We start from the raw sequence: 16,995 nt of genomic DNA, 5'->3' as shown, positions 1-16,995 counted from the left end.
TTCATTTCTCCTTGGCCTTGATTGGCCGGAAGAGAAACAATTGAGGGTTGGCAGCCGTGGGGCCGATACCAGGCTGTCCGGTTTCGGGCGTCGAGGATCAGTTGGCTGCCGTTAAGCGCCGGGTGACCTCAGCGATTGAACCGCGACCGTAAGAACTTCCAAGTTTTCCTTGTGCTGCCTGCCACACTGGGTTACCCCGTGTCTTCCTTGGGAGGGCAAATTATGGATAAGAATAAAGAGCTTACCGACATTCTGGCGTCGATCGATGAACTTGCGCTCCGGGGCGGAATAATTCGACAGCGGGCGTTCGCTGCTTGGTTCGCCATTAATTTTTTTAACCAGGACGAAGACGAATCTCTTGAGGCTGCAGGAAGCGACGGCGGCAACGATCAGGGCATCGACCTGGCCTTCGCCGATGAGAACGCCCAAGAAATCGTGATCATCCAGGCTCATTGTCCGGTCAATTTCGATAAGAAAACCTCCAAGGCGAAATGGGACGCCGTGATCTCGTCCATTCCGTTCGTGCACGACCCGAAGCAGCTTGCTAAGGCCGGTCGCCCCGACATGGCCGAAACGATAGAAAATCTTAAGGAAAGCTATCCGGACTATGCTGTCGCCGCGGGTCTGATTACCTTGGGATTAAAGTCTAAGGAAATCAGCGATTCCGTGACCGCTCATCAAGAAGACCCGCGTAACGTCGACGTGGGCTACTTCTACTTCTCGCAGGAGGACATCCTGGCGCGGTACAAGACCTTGGTCTCATCTGAACGAGGTATCGCCGAGGACACCTTGAACTTCAGTGGCGGCCACATCGAGGATAATGGTGAGTACGGGCGGGCTTGGGTCGGCTCGATCAGCGCCGAGGAACTTCAGCGTCTCTATAAGGCGCACAATGACGACCTGTTCGCCGGCAACATCCGCTTATTCCTCGGCGCGCGGAAGGGCGGCATTAACGAGCAGATCATCAAAACGGCAAAGTCCCGACCCGGCGCTTTTTGGGCGCTCAACAACGGCGTTACGTTCGTTGCGGATACGGTCGAGCCAATTCCTCAAAAGGGCACGAAGACGTCGTTGAAGCTGAAGCGGTTTAGTATCGTCAACGGTTGCCAGACGACATCGAGTCTGGTGCAGGCGAAGGCGTCGCGGGAAGCAAAGGTCTTGGCGCGGGTTATCGCGGCCAAGTCCGCTATCCGCAACGACATCGTTCGTTACAACAATTCCCAGAACGCCGTTCGGATCTGGTCCGTGCGAGCGGCGGATGACCTACAGCAAACGTTGCGCGCCGATTTCAAGACGGTCGGTGTCGATTATGCGCCGAAGCAGGAAGGATCCCGGCGCAAAAAGGATTTCAAAACGATCGAACTCGACAAAGTGACGCAGTTCCTCGCGTCGACCCAGAATGAGTTCCTTATCCAGGCCATCGCCAACAAGGGCGAACTCTTCGATCAGCCGTATCAGAAGCTTTTCTACAAGGGCATCCCAGCGACCGCGGTGTACCTGAGCTGGATAGTCGGGAAGCTGGCGGACGAGGAGCGGCAAGCTCTGGTCAAGGGCATCGGTGCCGACGCAAATGCCGGGCTGCTCAGTGTCACAAGCTCGTATTGGATCATCTATTGCACATACAAGCTCTTTGAAAAGTTCACAAACGTCAAAGCCTCGCAGATAACGCTGGCGCGCATGAACACCCCGGAATTCACGAATGCGGTCCGAAAATATGTGAGCAAATCTGTCGACCGGTTCTATGACTCCGCCGTCGATACCTACGACCGCGAAGAATACGGGTCGTTCAAGAGCAGCCTGCGTTCGACCAAGTTCCTGCAGAGGATGGACGGCAAGATCAACGCGCATCGCCCGTTTGCCGGCAAAATCCCTGCCCGATCTCGTTGCGGTCGGCAAGTCGCTGAAGGTGTGATGCTGTTGGCGAGGCGGGTGTCCTATGTCTGGCAAGACAACAGCCGCGACAAGGTCGAAGAGAAGTTCGTCGGCTAGAGTTGGGTGCAAATGTTTGCTGGTGTAGGGCGGATGCTCGCAGCGTTGGGAAGCCACAATGTCGCCGTGTATGAATGGGCACAGGCCGACATTCGCAAATCTCGGCTACCGAATGGCCCGGCATGGGTTGCGCTGGCACAGCCGAAACCACCGCTGCATTTCACTGGCTGGCAACTTGCCCACGCCGTTGTAAAAGCTGACTATCTTGTGGAGCGCGATCTCCTTCTACCCGGATTAGGTTTCCTGCTGCAGGTCGACAGGATCGTTGATTTTAGCCCTGCCGCAAATCTCAGGATCGTTCCCGGAAGTCCCGCATCGCTCAACGACTTCACGCGGACCAGTCTGAGCGGTCGCCTAGGCCAAGGACTCTCGCTGCTCTTCGCGCATGGTAAGGGGTATAACTTCGCCGGCCATCTTGCCTCGGACCTAGCGGTCTCCAGCCACCTCGCCTCGCTTCACGGCAAGACGATGAAGCTCGCTGACTTTCTGTTTGAAACGCAGACCATGCAGCGGATGATCTTAGAATCTAAGGCGTCTTTCTCGCAGCCCGATAACGACCCTAGCAAGATCAAAACCGTCCTGAAGGCCGCTTTGATTGCGGTCTACAGCTGTTTTCGTGAGAAAGGAAATTCCGCCCAGTCTGCCTTGATCTTCGTGGACCCTCCCGGGCGAGACGGTACGGGGCCGGTTGAGTTACCCAAGAGCTGGGTGAGACGCCGGAACTATGCTGCATGGCTGGCCTTCATGGGGCTGACCGACACGGCAAGAAGTCTTCGCGACATTCAACGCCGCGATCGCATAGCCGTCGACTTTCCCATATTCCAGGTCGGTGCCCGTCGGTTCGCGATGTCGCTCACAATCTCACCTCACCAAAAGGGACTATGGATAGGCGCAGGTCTTGACGTTCATGCCCTTGAGGCAATCGGAGCGGCTTTGGAGGACGATGAGTGGCCCCTTTTGACTTATGACGGCAACACTACGGACGGCGGCGGCCCAGCTAACCCAGTAGTACAGAACGGAAGCGTCTTTCCCGATGGCTCCTTGTTTGCTGCAATCGACGGGACGATGTTTCAAGGCCATCGAACTTTTCTACTCTGAACAATCTGCGGATCTTTAGTGATGGCCCGCAGCTGCACGGAGTGGGGAACGCTACTGGCGATGTGGGCGTAGCCTCGGGATGCCATGGTTAGGTGAACGGGATCGATGTCCGCTTTGATGCTAAACTGACCAAACCTACCTGCCCGTTTCCCGCCCCATGTCGTCATCGCAGGCAAACTTGAACGAACGGCTGCTATTGGGAGCCGACGGTACGGGCCGGGACGTCCAATATTGGGAAGGGTTTCGGGTGCCGTCGGGCGTACGAAAGCCTCTCATGCAGGAACCCGCGGGCCACAGTCGATGTCTATGGGGATTTCGATTTGCAGCTGATGTCGGCGATGGCGCGACCGCCGTCGGGAAGCTCTGGGGTGAATGCGGACAGACCGCTTCGTTGCGCCTCCGCGCGGTATTGTCGGGACGGTGGGCGGCTGGGCCCGGCTCTGTCGGAGTCGATAATCACCATAGACGTGCGTCGATCCGTTGCCGGAGGCTGAGGGCCTGCGACTGAAGTCTGGACCATGCCATGCCGGGTCATGGAGCGGTCTCCCGGTTCGTCGCGGTTGCGTCCGGCGGACCGCGTGGCTGCCTCCAGCGTTCGAACACCTCGACGACGATCATGCGTCCGCCGCAGCACGGGCATGACGGACGGAAGTCGTCCGGTTCGTCGGAATCGCCGAGGTCAGGCGGCGCGGCGACGTCCAGGAGTTCGCGGGCGCGGGCGAGGCTATCCTTGCGGGCGGAGCCTGCGAGCAGGCCGTAGTGACGGATGCGGTGGAACCCACGCGGCAGGACATGGAGCAGGAAGCGGCGGATGAACTCGTCCGTCGCAAGCGTCATGACCTGCTGCCGGTCGACGCCGTCGCGACGGTAGTCCTTGTAGCGGTGACGCCGTTCTCTTGGAACCGGATGAGGCGGCGGTTCGAGATCGCGACTCGGTGCGTATAGCGCGACAGGTAGGCGAGTACCGCTTCCGGTCCCCCGAACGGCGCCTTGGCGTAGACCACCCAGCGCTTCTTCCGGACCGGCGACAGGTATCGCAGGGTTGTGTGCGTCAAGTTCTGCAAAATTGGGCAGCCATGATGCTGGTCATGCGGCTTGGCGCAGAGCGAGCTTCTTGTGCTCGCGCAGGTCGTCCATGTTGATGTATCGGTTGGCCTCCATCCAGTTTTCATTGGTCTCGACGGCCAACGCCCTGACCAGGCGCAGGCAGCTTTCGGTATTGGGGAAGATGCGCACGACATAGGTGCGCCGGCGGATTTCCTCGTTGAGCCGCTCCAGCATGTTGGTGGATTTGAGATGCTTGTGGTGCTGTCTCGGCAGCCTGAAGAAGGTCAGGGTTTGTTCGATGGCATCCTCGGCCCAGCCTGTCAGGCGCGGATAGCGTGCCGACCATTTTGCAAGCCATGCGGCAAGATCAGCCCTGGCCTCTGCGAGATCGCGCCGGTCGTAGAGCCAGCGCAATTCCTGCAGGCAGTCGTCGCCGTGCTTCCTCGGCAGATGATCGAGCGCGTTCCTGAGGAAGTGCACGTAGCAGCGTTGCCAGGCGGCTTCGGGGATCACCTCGCCGATCGCTGCCACCAGGCCGGCGTGATCGTCGGACACAACCAACTCGACGCCCTTGAGGCCGCGCGCCTTGAGGCCGACGAGGAAGTCCCTCCAGGCCGAGCGGCTCTCGCGATTGGCCATCTCCACGGCCAGGATCTGCCGGCGCCCGTCCCAGTCGATGCCGACCGCGATCAGCACCGCCTGGCTCATGACAACACCGGCTTCACGCACCTTCTCGTAGCGCGCATCGAGGATGAGGTAAGGAAACGGCTCTTGAAGGGGGCGCCTGGCAAAGGCAGCGAGGCTCTCGTCCAGCCGCTTGTTGATGGCCGAGATCGACGAGGCCGAGAAGGCATGGCCGCACAGTTCTTCCGTGATCGCCTTCACCTTGCGGGTCGACACGCCCTGCACATACATCTCCGCCAGTGTCGCCACCAAGGCCCGCTCGGAACGCTGGTAGCGCTCGAACAGCTCGGTGGAGAAGCGCCCGGCCCGGTCCTGCGGAACCCGCAGCTCGAGCTTGCCGACCCGCGTCACAAGGGTACGGCCGTAATAGCCCGAGCGATAGCCAAGCCGTTCGGGCGTGCGCTCGCTCTTCGAGGCACCCAGCGCCTCGTCCATCTCGGCCTCAAGCACCTCCTGCATCACCGCACGGAGCACTTCGTGCAATCCATCCGGGTTCGAAGCAAAATGTCTTTGACGGCAGCGCTGGCGGTCTTAACTTCAGTCTTGGTCATGGCGGCGTTCCTTCGCGGGAATCAGTGACGTGAACAATCACCAGCCTGCCATGACCGCCCCCTCTCAGCGAATTTGCAGAACTCTCAGCACACTACCTATCGCAGGAATGCTCGGCGGTCATCGAGATGAGCAAGTGTGCCGAAGAAGCCGAGCCGACCGGCGTCGTGCAGAGCGACCAGCCGGGTCAGGAACAGCCGTCGGAACAGCTTGCCGAGAACGCGCACCGGAAGAAGGAAAGCCGGCCGTGACGATATCCACCGGCTTCCGTCAGGCGCGATGCCGCCGCCCGGCACGATCATGTGCACGTGCGGATGGTGGGTCAGCGCCGAGCCCCAGGTATGGAGCACGGCGGTGATGCCGATGCGCGCGCCGAGATGCTTCGGATCCGCCGCGATCGTCAGCATCGTCTCCGATGCTGCCTTGAACAGCAGGTCGTAGACGAGCGCCTTGTTCTGGAACGCGATGTCGGCGACCTCGGCGGGCAGCGTGAACACGACATGGAAGTAGCCGACCGGCAGCAGATCGGCCTCGCGCTCGGCGAGCCATGTCCGCGCCGCCGCGCCGTCATCTGGGACAGTGCCGGTTGCGGCAGGAGTTATAGGCGATCCGCCATTGGCCGCAGTCCTCGCAGGCCTCGACGTGACCGCCGAGCGCCGCGGTGCGGCAATGCTCGATCGCCGACATCACCTTGAGCTGGATGAGGCTCAGGTGACCTGCATGGGCGACCCGATAGGCGGGGCCGGCAGCACGGAAGATATCGGCGACCTCGATCGAGGCGCGCACGGCTCAACCGGACGGCGTCTTGCCTTCCATCAGCGCCATCAACCGATCGAGCGGCCCTGCGTCCGCATGGATCGTCCGGGTCGAGACCTTGGTGTAGAGCGCGGTCGTATCGAGCTTGCTATGCCCGAGCAGCAGCTGGATGACGCGGATGTCGACATCCTGCTCGAGCAGGTGGGTGGCGAAGCTGTGGCGCAGCGTGTGCGGACTGACGCGCTTGCGGATGCCGGCGACTTCGGCCGCCTCCTGGACGGCGCGGTGCAGTTGCCGCGACGAGATCGGCGCCGTGCAACTGCGGCCCGGGAACAGCCAGCCATGCGGAAGCATCACCCCGCGCCGCCTGCCTTCGCGCCACCACAGCCGCAGCAGCTCCAGAAGCTGCGGCGAGAGCATCGCGTTGCGGTCCCTGCGGCCCTTGCCCTGCTCGACGCGGAGCAGCATGCGCGTGCTATCGACATCGTCCACCTTGAGATGCGCGACCTCGGATACGCGCAGGCCCGCGCCATAGGCGACGCCGAGCGCGGCCTTGTACTTGATGCCAGGTGCGGCTTCGAGCAGCCGCGCCGCTTCCTCCACGCTCAGCACGTCGGGAAGCTTGCGCTGATACCGCATGACCACCAGCGCATGCGCCAGATCCCGCCGCTTCAGCGTCACCAGGAACAGGAACCGCAATGCCGAGACCGCGCCGTTGATGGTCGCAGGCCCGGCGCCGCTCTCATGCTGATGAAGCTGGAAGCGGCGGATGTCCTCAGACGACGCCGCCTCGGGCGAGCGGCCGAGGAACGCGGCGAAGCGCCGGACGTGACGAACGTAATCCTGCTGGGTATGCGAGCCCAGGCCCCGCATGAGCATGTCGTGCTGCATGCGCTGGCGAAGCGGGCTATAGGTGCATCGGTCGATGGGGTAGCCATGGCGAGTTCCTCTCGTTGAAGGGAACTCCATGGTCAGATCGACGCCTCTACCCGCTCAAGGTCTATGACATGCACGCCATCTCAGAAGGAGGCGGCCCTCCCGCGCAGCGGGTTCGTGCATGAGGCGCAAAGCTGTCATTCCGCCGCACACAAAAGGCACCCGGCCTCTTGAACCAACCTCGGTGAAATTCCTCGTAACCTTTTGAGAAAACTATATTATCCGCCGGGGCCTGCAACCCGAGCCGCAGCCGTGCAGTCTTTCCCACTTGGGGGTTACCGCGGCATGGCTTGATCGAGAAAGGGCAGTAGGTCAACCGGCTTGGATGTCTGCACGGCGGTATAGCATCCGAGCACGTAACGGACCGACAACCTGTCAAGAACCAAGCCGGGTGTCTGCAGATACGGCGCCAGTTGAACAGCTGGCCGCCGATCAGGTTCAACGTCTAGGGCATGGCGTGTTATCACTGATCTTCCGCCACATGTGGGATTTGCGGTCGTAGTAGCAGTCTGTTTCGGGACCGGTATCGCCGCTTGGTATTGCGTCTAGCGCCCGCGTTGAAAAGGCGGCTGTCTGAGCCTGCGCTCGGGCGTAGACCTTGGCCTCTGGATTATTCGGGTGCACAAGATGCAAGGTTACGATTGGGTGACGGTGGTCGCCACAGGTCGCCAGCCCATGGTTCTCAAAGCGGGAAATCAGTTTCTCATCGATTTCGGTCCAGTGTTGGCAGCCACCGACCTCTGAGAACAGCAAGCGAGTACTGTCGGTTGCGTGACGTTTGACCATACCGGTCAAGACATATTGTGGGCCTTTATCAAGCTCTTCAAACATCGACTTAGCGGAAAACTTAGCCTGCGCAACCATAGACACCATCCCCGATGTTGCCGAAAAGAGATCAATCGCCAGATTCGATTGCCTGACCCAAAATAAACATAGGTTATGCGTCTGCAGTCAGCTTGAACCCCGACCGACTTCACTTGATACTCGCGGCAGTCAAGTGTCAACTAGGGAGGGGACGATGACCAAGGGTATTCCGGATTCCAACTTCTCGTTTTCTGCAGTAGCGCCAACTGTGGCACTATTCGGTCTATTATTGGCCTCTGGATGTGCGGTGGTCGACACGGTCAGCTCGCGGGCGAACACTTTCAACCAGCAGGCCTCTGAAGCCAAGAGCAACAGCATACTGACCAATGTTGTGCGGGCTGCTTACGCTGAACCCTTGCAGTTTACTGAGCTGCAGTCGACGCAGGGTACCGCCCAGGTAAATGGTTCAATCACGACCGGTGTGCCGTTTCCGTTTCGGGGCGGGACAGGCACTCTTCCACTTCAAACCATCACGGGCTCATTCCTGGCTGGAACATCCGCGGCGAACACGTTTGCTGTCGCAAATCTGAGCAGCCAGGAATTCTATCAAGGCATTCAAAAACCAATTCCGCAGCAACTCATACTGGCATATCTCAGCGAGGGCTACGATGCGCGGATATTGCTCAACATCTTCACCTCGGGCATCGAAATCACGCAGAACGGCAAGACCACTTTGGTTGCTAATGACCCCAACTCCAGCGACGATTGGCAGGAGTACTATTCCGTCATCAACATTCTGGCGAAATACAAGCTGGAGGGCGAGAAAGTCAGCGACACGACGCCCGTCGGCATCGACACCTCCCGATCGGTCGCGGGCAGCGCCCAAGTGCAAGCTGCACAGATTGCGCAGCCGGCAGGCGCACCTGGATACGAGGCAGACGGAAGCCGTGTTCGGCTGGTCAAACATGACGCCGGCTATCGGTTCTGCTTCCGCAAACATGCACCCGAAATTCCGTTGCGAGGCCTTGGAATAACGGTCAAGCTGAGCCCGGGTGACTATTGCGGAGCTTCCTCGAAGGAAATAGCCACGAAAAAATCAGGAGACAAGGTTCGGCTACGAACCAGATCGCTGGAGGGAGCCATTCTGTATCTGGGCGCCCTCGTCAGGAATGAGTGGGGGATCGGGAACGCATATGACATCCCCCATACCAGCGGACCTTCGTACACGGTCTTCAAGCTGGGAAAAGGTTATAGCGTCGGCAATCTGCTCAACGTTTGGTACAAAGGGCAGGCCTATGGCATTGCCCGCGACCCCGCAGGCAACATAGACGGTTCAAGTCGGGTGCTCCAACTGCTGACAGATATCCAAAATCTGCAGAGTTCGTCGAAAGACCTTCCGACCCAGAATGTTTACACCCTGATTGGAGGGTAGAGCTGGTCGACGGGTCACGGAGAGCCAAGGGGCCTTGGCTTCGCTGTCAGCGAGGGAGCGAACGTGGTCTGCGCTTGGCGCACACAGGGAGGCGATGATCACTCAGTCGCGTTTGATAGAGTCGCCTCCCCAACTACCGGCATCGCGTCGAAATCGCACCTGTGTGTATTGCGGGCGCCCACTCTCTCCCGACAACAGAACGCGCATCGCGGCTGATTTTTGGAGACACGGACCTATGCGCTGCAGCGGTTTGGATAATGCAATCTCGACGGCCGTCTTGGCCGGCGCAGGCAGAGCCGCGGAAGAGAAGTCGGGGGATCGACCATCAGCACAACCCAGACCGCTCGGCGCGATCAGCTCGAAACAGGCTGGTCAGTCCATCGCCAAGGCATCGGCGCTCGGGTACGCCCCCCGCGGCACGATCGTTTGTGCGGCTGCGGCTCAGAGCCCTGCGCCTTCATTTGACTATTATCATCCCCTTCATCGTCGGATGAAAATCACAGTGGTAGTGAATAGGGTCGGCTGACGCCTTAATGGTCGTCGAATACTTTTGTTTTGGTTTTAGAGAGTTTGTCCCCTCGAACTTTCCGGTAGAATCCGCGTCCGGCGTCACCGTGTGCTCAAAGGTCGTTTCGTTTGACCACTCCATGGTGTCTCCTGCGGTGATTGTCACCTCTTTGGGGTCAAAACCCATTGAGCCGTCGGCACTCTTTACGACTTTGATTTGAGTAACTTTTCCGTCGGCAAAAGCTCGTTTTTCGCCAAATGCAGCGGCACTCAATGCCAAAGCACCAATTTGCAAAGCCAAGCGGCGATCGATTTTAGCTGACATGGTAGCGCTTCCTTTCTGGATATTGATCGTTAGGGGACCACCTCGAATGGCGCCATGAGGCCCGCGTCCTCATGTTTAAGGATATGGCAGTGATAAACGAATTTACCGATTTGTTCCTGGGCGTCGAAATTCATGACGACAAATACACTTCCGTTTGCAGGAATAGGCAGGGTATCATGCCAAGTAATTGCGCCCTGTCTGTCTTCGTTGCGAATGGAAACCAATTGTGCGTTGACCGGGGCAACATAGGTCTCGGGGTCAATCCCGTTGGCAATCAAATCGGCGTTGATTGCCAGCCGGAACTTCATCTGATGAATATGGAAGTTGTGCAGTTCGGTTGTTGGATTCTTGAGTTCCCAAAGTTGTCCGTGACCGTTGGACAGCTGCACACAGGCATGTTTGGGTCGCCCGTCCGCGCCGCTCCAGTCAACCTCTCCGGCAGAATCTAAATAGGCGTCGAAACCAACCGGACCAATTCGCACCGTCTTGTCTGCTGCGAACTGCTGAAGCGGGTAGGTTCCCGCAGGCTGGGGCGGATGCATAAGATCAGTCTGCACGCGCCAGGTGCCCGGGGTTAGACCTCCCGCAAACATCACACGCCGGTGCTCACGCATGCTCCGGTCGATATCGCGGACGCATCCTGTTGGAAATGCCGGAGCCGGCGCGGTCTCTAAAGTCACAAATAGGTGACGATTGTCCGGGTCGGCGAAAGGCAAGTTCCGGTCGACCGCAACGCGTTCTCCGACGATCTTCGGAGAGGCTTCCAGGATCACTTTGGCCAGCTGGATCTCGGGCCAATTGTCACCGTCGCTCTGTGGATCTGATCCGGTGCTGACTGGACCCGTCCTCAGGAAATAGGTTCGTGAGCCGGCCGATTGGGCATCGTTGCGAACGTAAATCTCTGCGCGAGCGGCCGGCATAAGGGTGAGGGTCGACAACTGGACCGCTTTGTTTTCCGAAACCGGTGCGTTTCGCAACAAAGGTTTCCCCGGAACCACGCCGTCCACGCTCAGCAAATCGAACGGCAATAGACTTCCATCTGCCGCTGAGACGATCCGAAGGTCGTAGGTTACGTCGGCGCTCAGATTCGCGATGCGCCATAGGCCATTATGGCCTGCACCAATATCAATTGTTGGATACCGCTGTCCGTTTACAGTGAACAGCCAAATATCGTTTGCATCCTTCGGGCTCCGACAAAAACCTTTGCGATCAGTTGTCGCAGGGAGGGGTTGATCGCTCCGCGATGGAGCGCAGTGATTATGGTCTTCGGTGCGAACCCATTGTGCCGGGGCGTCGTCTGAGGCATCGCTTGGATCCACCGAAGTGTTCAGCCGGATGTCCCGGAGCATCAGGTACGAAGTATCCGTCACCGCTCGAAGGTCACTGGTTAGTTTGCCCTCCCGTATCGGGTCTGCGTCACGCGCCACCACGTTGGCGTCGCTTGGGCCAATCGACATGACGCCCGACATTCCCCCCGCGACCTGCATCGCCGAGAGGCCATGGATATGAGAATGATACCAATAAAGTCCGCCGGGGTGCGGTATGGTGCCGGCAGTGCCGTCAAGAATACTCGCGGGCAGAGCAGTTGGTATCTTAATACTGTAGTCGAGCCACTCGCCTCGTCTCAATGAGACGAACACGTTGTCGCCATTTCCATGCGTGGGGTCGGCGGCATTGTTGGGGGACACTATCAGCCCGTGCGTGTGAAGATTGGTAGCTTGCTCCATCTGCATGTCATGCATCATCCCACCAGCCTGGGATGCCGCTTCAAGAGCGTCCAGGAGGCGAACTCTTAAAGTATCGCCGGCATTGAGCTCCAGGATCGGCGGGAGATAGGTCCCGTTGTAGTTCTCGGTTTCCACTCTATACCCGCCGACCTGAACCGGCGATGTCGTCGCCGTTAAAGCCACAGTCAAGTCGGAATGAACGCTGCCCGGTCCCGAGGGTGCTATCCGGCAGAATGGCAAATTGAGTTGGGATCCCCGGGTGGTGATCGCCGAGCAAATTTGCGGCTGCATCAGCGGACCGGCTTCCGCCCCATCAGCTGTCTTCGCGGCGGTGATAAGGCCGGCCGTCCCGACGAAAGCGGTAAATGCGTAGGCCGTCAAAAAACGGATACCAACCGGGCGCGCCATCTTACCTCACGAACAAGGACATTGGGCCGCAACTGGACAAATGTTTCGGTAAGCCTCGGCGTCCTAGCGGCGCACACTTTTGGGCGCCCACCAAGGGAATGGCCAAGGAAGGGGCATACCTTCGCCAGCGATTGCCTCTTTACTCGGCGCAGCGGCACCGCCGATTTTATCCTCAACCGAGTTTGTGGAGCTGTGAACGCGAACGCCAACCACCCAAGCCGGAACAGGAAACGCCTTCGTGACACCAATCCGCGTGAATACTTGGAGGGCGAGCCCGGTCGGCGGACTGGCAACAAAGTCGAGATCGAGAATACCGTCTGTCGGGGGGACGATGTACATCCAAGGGGCAAGGTCAGGATGCGACCATCCACTTGTCGGCACCCACCCCCTGGCAGATACGGAGATGGCCGGTGGGTTGTCGGGGATTACCATGAGGCCTTCAACGTGCACCTCATCGACAGAATAGACACGCGACATAGCTTCTTCTCCATCTGCTCGTGGTCATTCGCACATTTGCCGATGCTTGGGCTTCGAGAATGCCGTATCGCTTATGAAGGGCATCTGGATCCCTCGTCGAACGATCAGCGAGTGGTCACAACCCAGGATTTTGCGGACACTCGCCAGCGCAGCTTCGTTCACGTCGATATACGCGACGATGTACCACTCACCGTTCTCCTCCTTTGCCATGCCCATGGGGTCTGCCCGCCATTTGAGGGCCCCGTGATGAGGCATGAAGTACGTTTCCTGGACACCGCCGACGGCACTCAAACCCTCGTCAAGTGCGTATTCCATCACCGCGCAGCACAGCTGCGTTAGCGTGCCGCGCAGGCCTGTAGAGCGTTTGTCGGGGACAACGAAAGTCCGAGTCCATTCGGCCCAGTCCGGTCGCCGGGGGACGCCGAACTTCTCGCACATATGAGGAAAAACCTCCGAGACCATGTGCGGCTCGCTCGTTGGGATCAATCGAGCCGATGTCACCACGCGACCGTCTTCGAGACCAAGCAGATAGGTCGCTGCGTCGGTATCAAATTGGTCTCGTTCACGTCCGTCAGGGCTGGGAGGGCGCCAGCACTTCTGATGCACGAAAAAATCGTGCCGCCGGCGTAAAAACTCGTCGAACTCGTTCTCGTAGAGATGCTTGTTTTGGGCGTTTACGACATGAGCCGCTATCATGGCGCCCTCCCTTGGTCGATCTTGCGGAGATAGTTGCAGTCCCTCTAAGATACGTCACCTGTCCGATCGGACAGTTGACGGCGCGCCGGATGACATTTGACGTCACCGACCTCCTCAAAACTCCCCTTCCAGGGCGACCAACACGTCAATTGTTAGCCTTAGCGCCGGCGCCCGCACCGACGCTCTCGGACAATCGAAAGCGATAAGGTTCTGCCTGCTCAGATGGCCGAATTCCAACTCGGGCATGCCCTGGCAGATCCTAAAAAGCGTGTGGACATCTACGCTACTGCGTATTCCCACACACCTTGCTCGCGTCGGGCTTCCACTGCGCCGCCGTGAGCAGGGTTCCCTGTTGACACAAATCGATACCGCCACTGGCAGTGCCCGTTACCGTGCCGTATGTGTTGGCCGTTGGTTTTGGTGTTGCACGTGTGATGTTGTAGAGTTTGTCGCCGTCCTTCATCACAATGCATCCGTTTTCAACGCCCGCTTCCGCACATCCTGTGACGGTCACTTGCTGCGCTGCGGCGGCGAATGCGATGCCCATTGACACTGCGGTACAAGAAGTGAAGAGGCCCCGTTTCATCTCGCCCTCCTGATACGATTGTCATTTATTCTAGCAGCGCTTGCCGCGGGCGGGCAATTCGGCCCATCGCCCGTTAGATACTTGCAGCCCAGCTAATATGAGTCACCTGTCCGATCGGACAGTTGACTCAATCTGCGCCCGTGGCCCTTGGTGGCCAAGCGCCCTGACAACTGCGAGGACAAAATTGGGACCTGAGCCAGCATCCTAGCCGGCGTGTCTATGCCATCGTCGTGGCACCAGAAGCTCAGCTTAGAATGTCGACGGCAAGAATCTCGATTGCCGAATTGATTGGGGCGGATTTATCAGTCGACAAAACAATTCCAACAATGGCAGCTTTCGGCGGATTCGGAGATTCCCAAGCTGGCAATGAGAGAAACACCTCTTTTTTTTCGCCCACGCTCAGGGGTTTGAAGAATGCCGACCCAGCTGCGTCCGGCAAAACCGCATCCGTTGCAATAGGAGCATTGTCAAGCGTCTTGTCGGTCAGTTGCACCTGGAGCAGCAATTGCTCTTCTGGATCGACCCTAAGTGGCCGCAGGCTCACCTTTATCGTGATTACTCCCGACGTCAGGACTTTTGCCCCGACCTCTCTTAGCGGAATTACAACGGCGCGGCGGGCGCTTGCGATGTTCGGTCCCAAGAGATCAACGCCATCCACAGTAGTCTCAGAAACCACCTGACCCTTAAGCGGGCAAGCCAGGTCTGAACGAACGCCCGCGACCAAGGCTGCAGATGATATCAGCACCATCATTCCCAAGGCGCGACAACTAACCCAAGGATGCAAGACATCTGGGCATTTCGACCGCAGTAGCATGACCTTCATACGCCCCACGATTCGGGCTGAAATCAGGCCGACAGGATCGTAACGCCCTTAAAGGGGATACGAGTGTCCGCGGGAACGCCCTCGGCGACAGGAACAGCCATTAACTGGACTTTGAACCCGTTCCCCGCCAGACGACCTTGCGACGCGACACTCCGCAAGGCGTCAGTCAAGTCGATGTAGACATTCCTTGGGCCGCCGTGATGCCCATGCGGTCCCCCGGGCCCAAAGAAGCTAAACACTCCCGCACAGAGTTTGTCGTCGGAAGGCGTCTCGGGCGTGAGATAAGGGCAATTCACGAATACGCCAACTGCAATATCGGTGTTTTGAGGAGTCTCAACGCCCTCTAAACGCGCAACGATGCGGCTCGGCTCGATTGCCTTTAAAGATGTTTCCGGCGCAAGAAACACGCGTACTTCTGAAAGGGCTTGCACCAAATCGGTCACCTTCACATCGACTGCCCTTTCGATGTTTGGTAGCGCAGGGCCTGGCGAGGCACCTGATCCTATGGAGGCAGGGGTGGTCAAATTTAGCTTCGCCATCATCGAGTTGCCGCCAGCGTCGAATTTTTGCAGATCGAGCTTCTCGGAAATTTGTCCGATGACCGTCGGCTCGATTGTATCGTAGATGTAGTCGAACGATCCTAGCGATAGCGCGCCTGTCGATGTTTTACTGCCGACAGACTTGCCATCCGCGTCATAGAAGCTGTCGGGATATGTGTTCTTAGGATCGTCAGATGTGTTTCCGTTAGCCTGCCACTCGGCCCAAATGCGATCGATATTGCAATGGTGGAGCCAAAATATGGGGTCAAGCGAAGACATCCCGCTGCCCATATGGCCCCTCGCCCCGTGCAGAGATCCCACGGCGACATGGGCGTTGCCGTGCGGTTGCCCCTCGAGCAGGCCTGTGAATATTTCGAAATCGGGTTGGCCGCGAATACTGTCCAGAGTCGTTTTCAGAAACGAGTTGGCGAATTGCGGGATCGACGTCATGGTTTGAGCTCGGGCGATTCCCCGTGCACCGATAGTCGTAACCCTACCCGGCCCCCAATTGTCAGACTGCTCGTTCGATTGGTCGTTCCATTGGACCACATTGAGTTTCGGAAGGTCGAAGAAGGGATCTGGAACTTTGCTCTTGCTCTCCTCCCAGTCCCAGTAGGCCAAGGCAAAATCAGGCTTGCCGATCAGCTTTGAACAAATCTGCTCAAAGTACGAAACATACCATCGATGCCAGTGCGTGAAGTCGGAAACGCCATGCGTGCAGTGGCGTATGTGGATCAGCGCCTGATTTCGCCAGTTGCGTTGGTCGCTCACCGGCAGCTGATGCATAGCCTCGACAGCTTGCGCATAATCGGAAAAAAATGGGTCGATCGGGGCCATGGTGGATGCATTTCGGCGGACGCGCGCCGCTGCTGACCAAGCTGGTCGATAACTGAGAATTGCCGGCGCCGCCAAACCAACTGTCGTGACCGCTAGAAAACTGCGACGAGTGAGCATCGTGTGACCCCCTATGATTTGATTGCAATGGATCTCATGAATTCGTGCCGGTCAGCCTTCACTGTTGGACCGCTATGAACGATGCTACATAACCGGCAGGTGCTCCGTTGTGCGGTTTGGCCCTTATGACGCTCCCGACCAATGCAGGCACCTGTCCGACGCCTTGTGGCCACGAGCGCGCCAAATATCCGAAGTAGTCGTACTCCCAGTCCTGAGTGCCGGTACCAGGCCGCCCTATTCCTACGATTTGAACCGTCAAGGGAGCGCCGGATGCAGCTGGTTGGACGCTTCCATGGAGATCCAAGCCACCGCCATTCCAGTCGATCGTTCCCTTGAGTGTGTTGTCGGCAGAAACATCAAACGTAAAAGTAGCTTCCGCAAAGAACAGACCGAGAGCGGTCTGGTCGTTGTCCGTTACGAGATTCTTGTTGTTATGGAAGCTTCGGTACGTCCACTTGCCCGTGATTTCCTGAGGCGTATTCGGCGCTGCAGCTAGCGTGCCAATTCCAATACCCACGCTCATGCAAATCGCCAACATCAAGCGCCAAAATGCAATGCGGGGTGAACTGCCGCGCCAGGCACTAGGGTCGACAAGGTAAGCGGCGATCATTGCGTGTCCCCCGGCTGGTCTCACGATTATTTGCAGCTGACCGGGACT

Annotated in this window: 12 protein-coding genes and 3 pseudogenes; 3 read left to right on the top strand and 12 right to left on the bottom strand. The window is 58.4% G+C overall.

Going from position 1 to position 16,995, the window contains the following annotated elements:
- Nucleotides 1-222 precede the first annotated feature (222 nt).
- Both AC3CCE_RS03130 and AC3CCE_RS03125 read left to right on the top strand, forming a co-directional pair.
- On the top strand, nucleotides 223-1,989 hold the full coding sequence (locus AC3CCE_RS03130; RefSeq protein ID WP_352627326.1) for an AIPR family protein: 1,767 nt from the start codon (nucleotides 223-225) through the stop codon (nucleotides 1,987-1,989).
- Nucleotides 1,990-2,001: 12 nt separating this feature from the next.
- A complete protein-coding gene (locus AC3CCE_RS03125) occupies nucleotides 2,002-3,087 on the top strand; it encodes a hypothetical protein (protein ID WP_352793063.1) in 1,086 nt (361 codons plus the stop codon).
- Nucleotides 3,088-3,618: 531 nt separating this feature from the next.
- Here AC3CCE_RS03125 and AC3CCE_RS03120 read toward each other — a convergent pair.
- From AC3CCE_RS03120 to AC3CCE_RS03100, 5 genes and pseudogenes are all read right to left on the bottom strand, one after another.
- A pseudogene (locus AC3CCE_RS03120) lies at nucleotides 3,619-4,127 on the bottom strand (IS91 family transposase); the annotation flags it as partial.
- Nucleotides 4,128-4,173: 46 nt separating this feature from the next.
- Nucleotides 4,174-5,369 (bottom strand): annotated as a pseudogene (locus tag AC3CCE_RS03115) (IS256 family transposase).
- A gap of 105 nt (nucleotides 5,370-5,474) precedes the next feature.
- Nucleotides 5,475-6,153: pseudogene (locus AC3CCE_RS03110) on the bottom strand (IS91 family transposase); the annotation flags it as partial.
- Nucleotides 6,154-6,156: 3 nt separating this feature from the next.
- Entirely contained in the window at nucleotides 6,157-7,014 is an 858-nt protein-coding gene (locus AC3CCE_RS03105; protein ID WP_352544175.1) for a tyrosine-type recombinase/integrase, read from the bottom strand.
- A gap of 483 nt (nucleotides 7,015-7,497) precedes the next feature.
- Nucleotides 7,498-7,923 (bottom strand): hypothetical protein, encoded by a 426-nt coding sequence (locus tag AC3CCE_RS03100; RefSeq protein ID WP_352544176.1) that lies wholly within the window; start codon nucleotides 7,921-7,923, stop codon nucleotides 7,498-7,500.
- A 154-nt stretch (nucleotides 7,924-8,077) separates the two neighbouring features.
- Between AC3CCE_RS03100 and AC3CCE_RS03095 the strand changes: the two genes are divergently transcribed.
- Nucleotides 8,078-9,295, top strand: coding sequence for a hypothetical protein (locus AC3CCE_RS03095; RefSeq protein WP_023772738.1), 1,218 nt, complete (start codon nucleotides 8,078-8,080; stop codon nucleotides 9,293-9,295).
- Nucleotides 9,296-9,752: 457 nt separating this feature from the next.
- On the opposite strand, the gene AC3CCE_RS03090 is transcribed toward AC3CCE_RS03095, so the two are convergent.
- The 7 genes from AC3CCE_RS03090 to AC3CCE_RS03060 form a co-directional block, all read right to left on the bottom strand.
- On the bottom strand, nucleotides 9,753-10,127 hold the full coding sequence (locus AC3CCE_RS03090) for a cupredoxin domain-containing protein (protein WP_488377087.1): 375 nt from the start codon (nucleotides 10,125-10,127) through the stop codon (nucleotides 9,753-9,755).
- Nucleotides 10,128-10,156: 29 nt separating this feature from the next.
- The gene (locus tag AC3CCE_RS03085; protein ID WP_352544179.1) at nucleotides 10,157-12,262 is read right to left on the bottom strand and encodes a multicopper oxidase family protein; all 2,106 of its coding nucleotides are present in this window, start codon (nucleotides 12,260-12,262) and stop codon (nucleotides 10,157-10,159) included.
- Nucleotides 12,263-12,763: 501 nt separating this feature from the next.
- Nucleotides 12,764-13,435 (bottom strand): acyl-homoserine-lactone synthase, encoded by a 672-nt coding sequence (locus tag AC3CCE_RS03080; protein ID WP_023772735.1) that lies wholly within the window; start codon nucleotides 13,433-13,435, stop codon nucleotides 12,764-12,766.
- A gap of 283 nt (nucleotides 13,436-13,718) precedes the next feature.
- Entirely contained in the window at nucleotides 13,719-14,021 is a 303-nt protein-coding gene (locus tag AC3CCE_RS03075; RefSeq protein WP_352544180.1) for a hypothetical protein, read from the bottom strand.
- Nucleotides 14,022-14,265: 244 nt separating this feature from the next.
- The gene (locus AC3CCE_RS03070; RefSeq protein ID WP_245275558.1) at nucleotides 14,266-14,679 is read right to left on the bottom strand and encodes a hypothetical protein; all 414 of its coding nucleotides are present in this window, start codon (nucleotides 14,677-14,679) and stop codon (nucleotides 14,266-14,268) included.
- Nucleotides 14,680-14,867: 188 nt separating this feature from the next.
- Entirely contained in the window at nucleotides 14,868-16,220 is a 1,353-nt protein-coding gene (locus AC3CCE_RS03065; protein WP_352544181.1) for a tyrosinase family protein, read from the bottom strand.
- Nucleotides 16,221-16,395: 175 nt separating this feature from the next.
- Nucleotides 16,396-16,947, bottom strand: coding sequence for a hypothetical protein (locus tag AC3CCE_RS03060; protein WP_352544182.1), 552 nt, complete (start codon nucleotides 16,945-16,947; stop codon nucleotides 16,396-16,398).
- Nucleotides 16,948-16,995 lie beyond the last annotated feature (48 nt).

This window comes from Mesorhizobium sp. P160187, from assembly GCF_057766425.1.
Note: the sequence above shows the minus strand (reverse complement) of the source record. Positions and strands in the feature narration are given on the sequence as shown.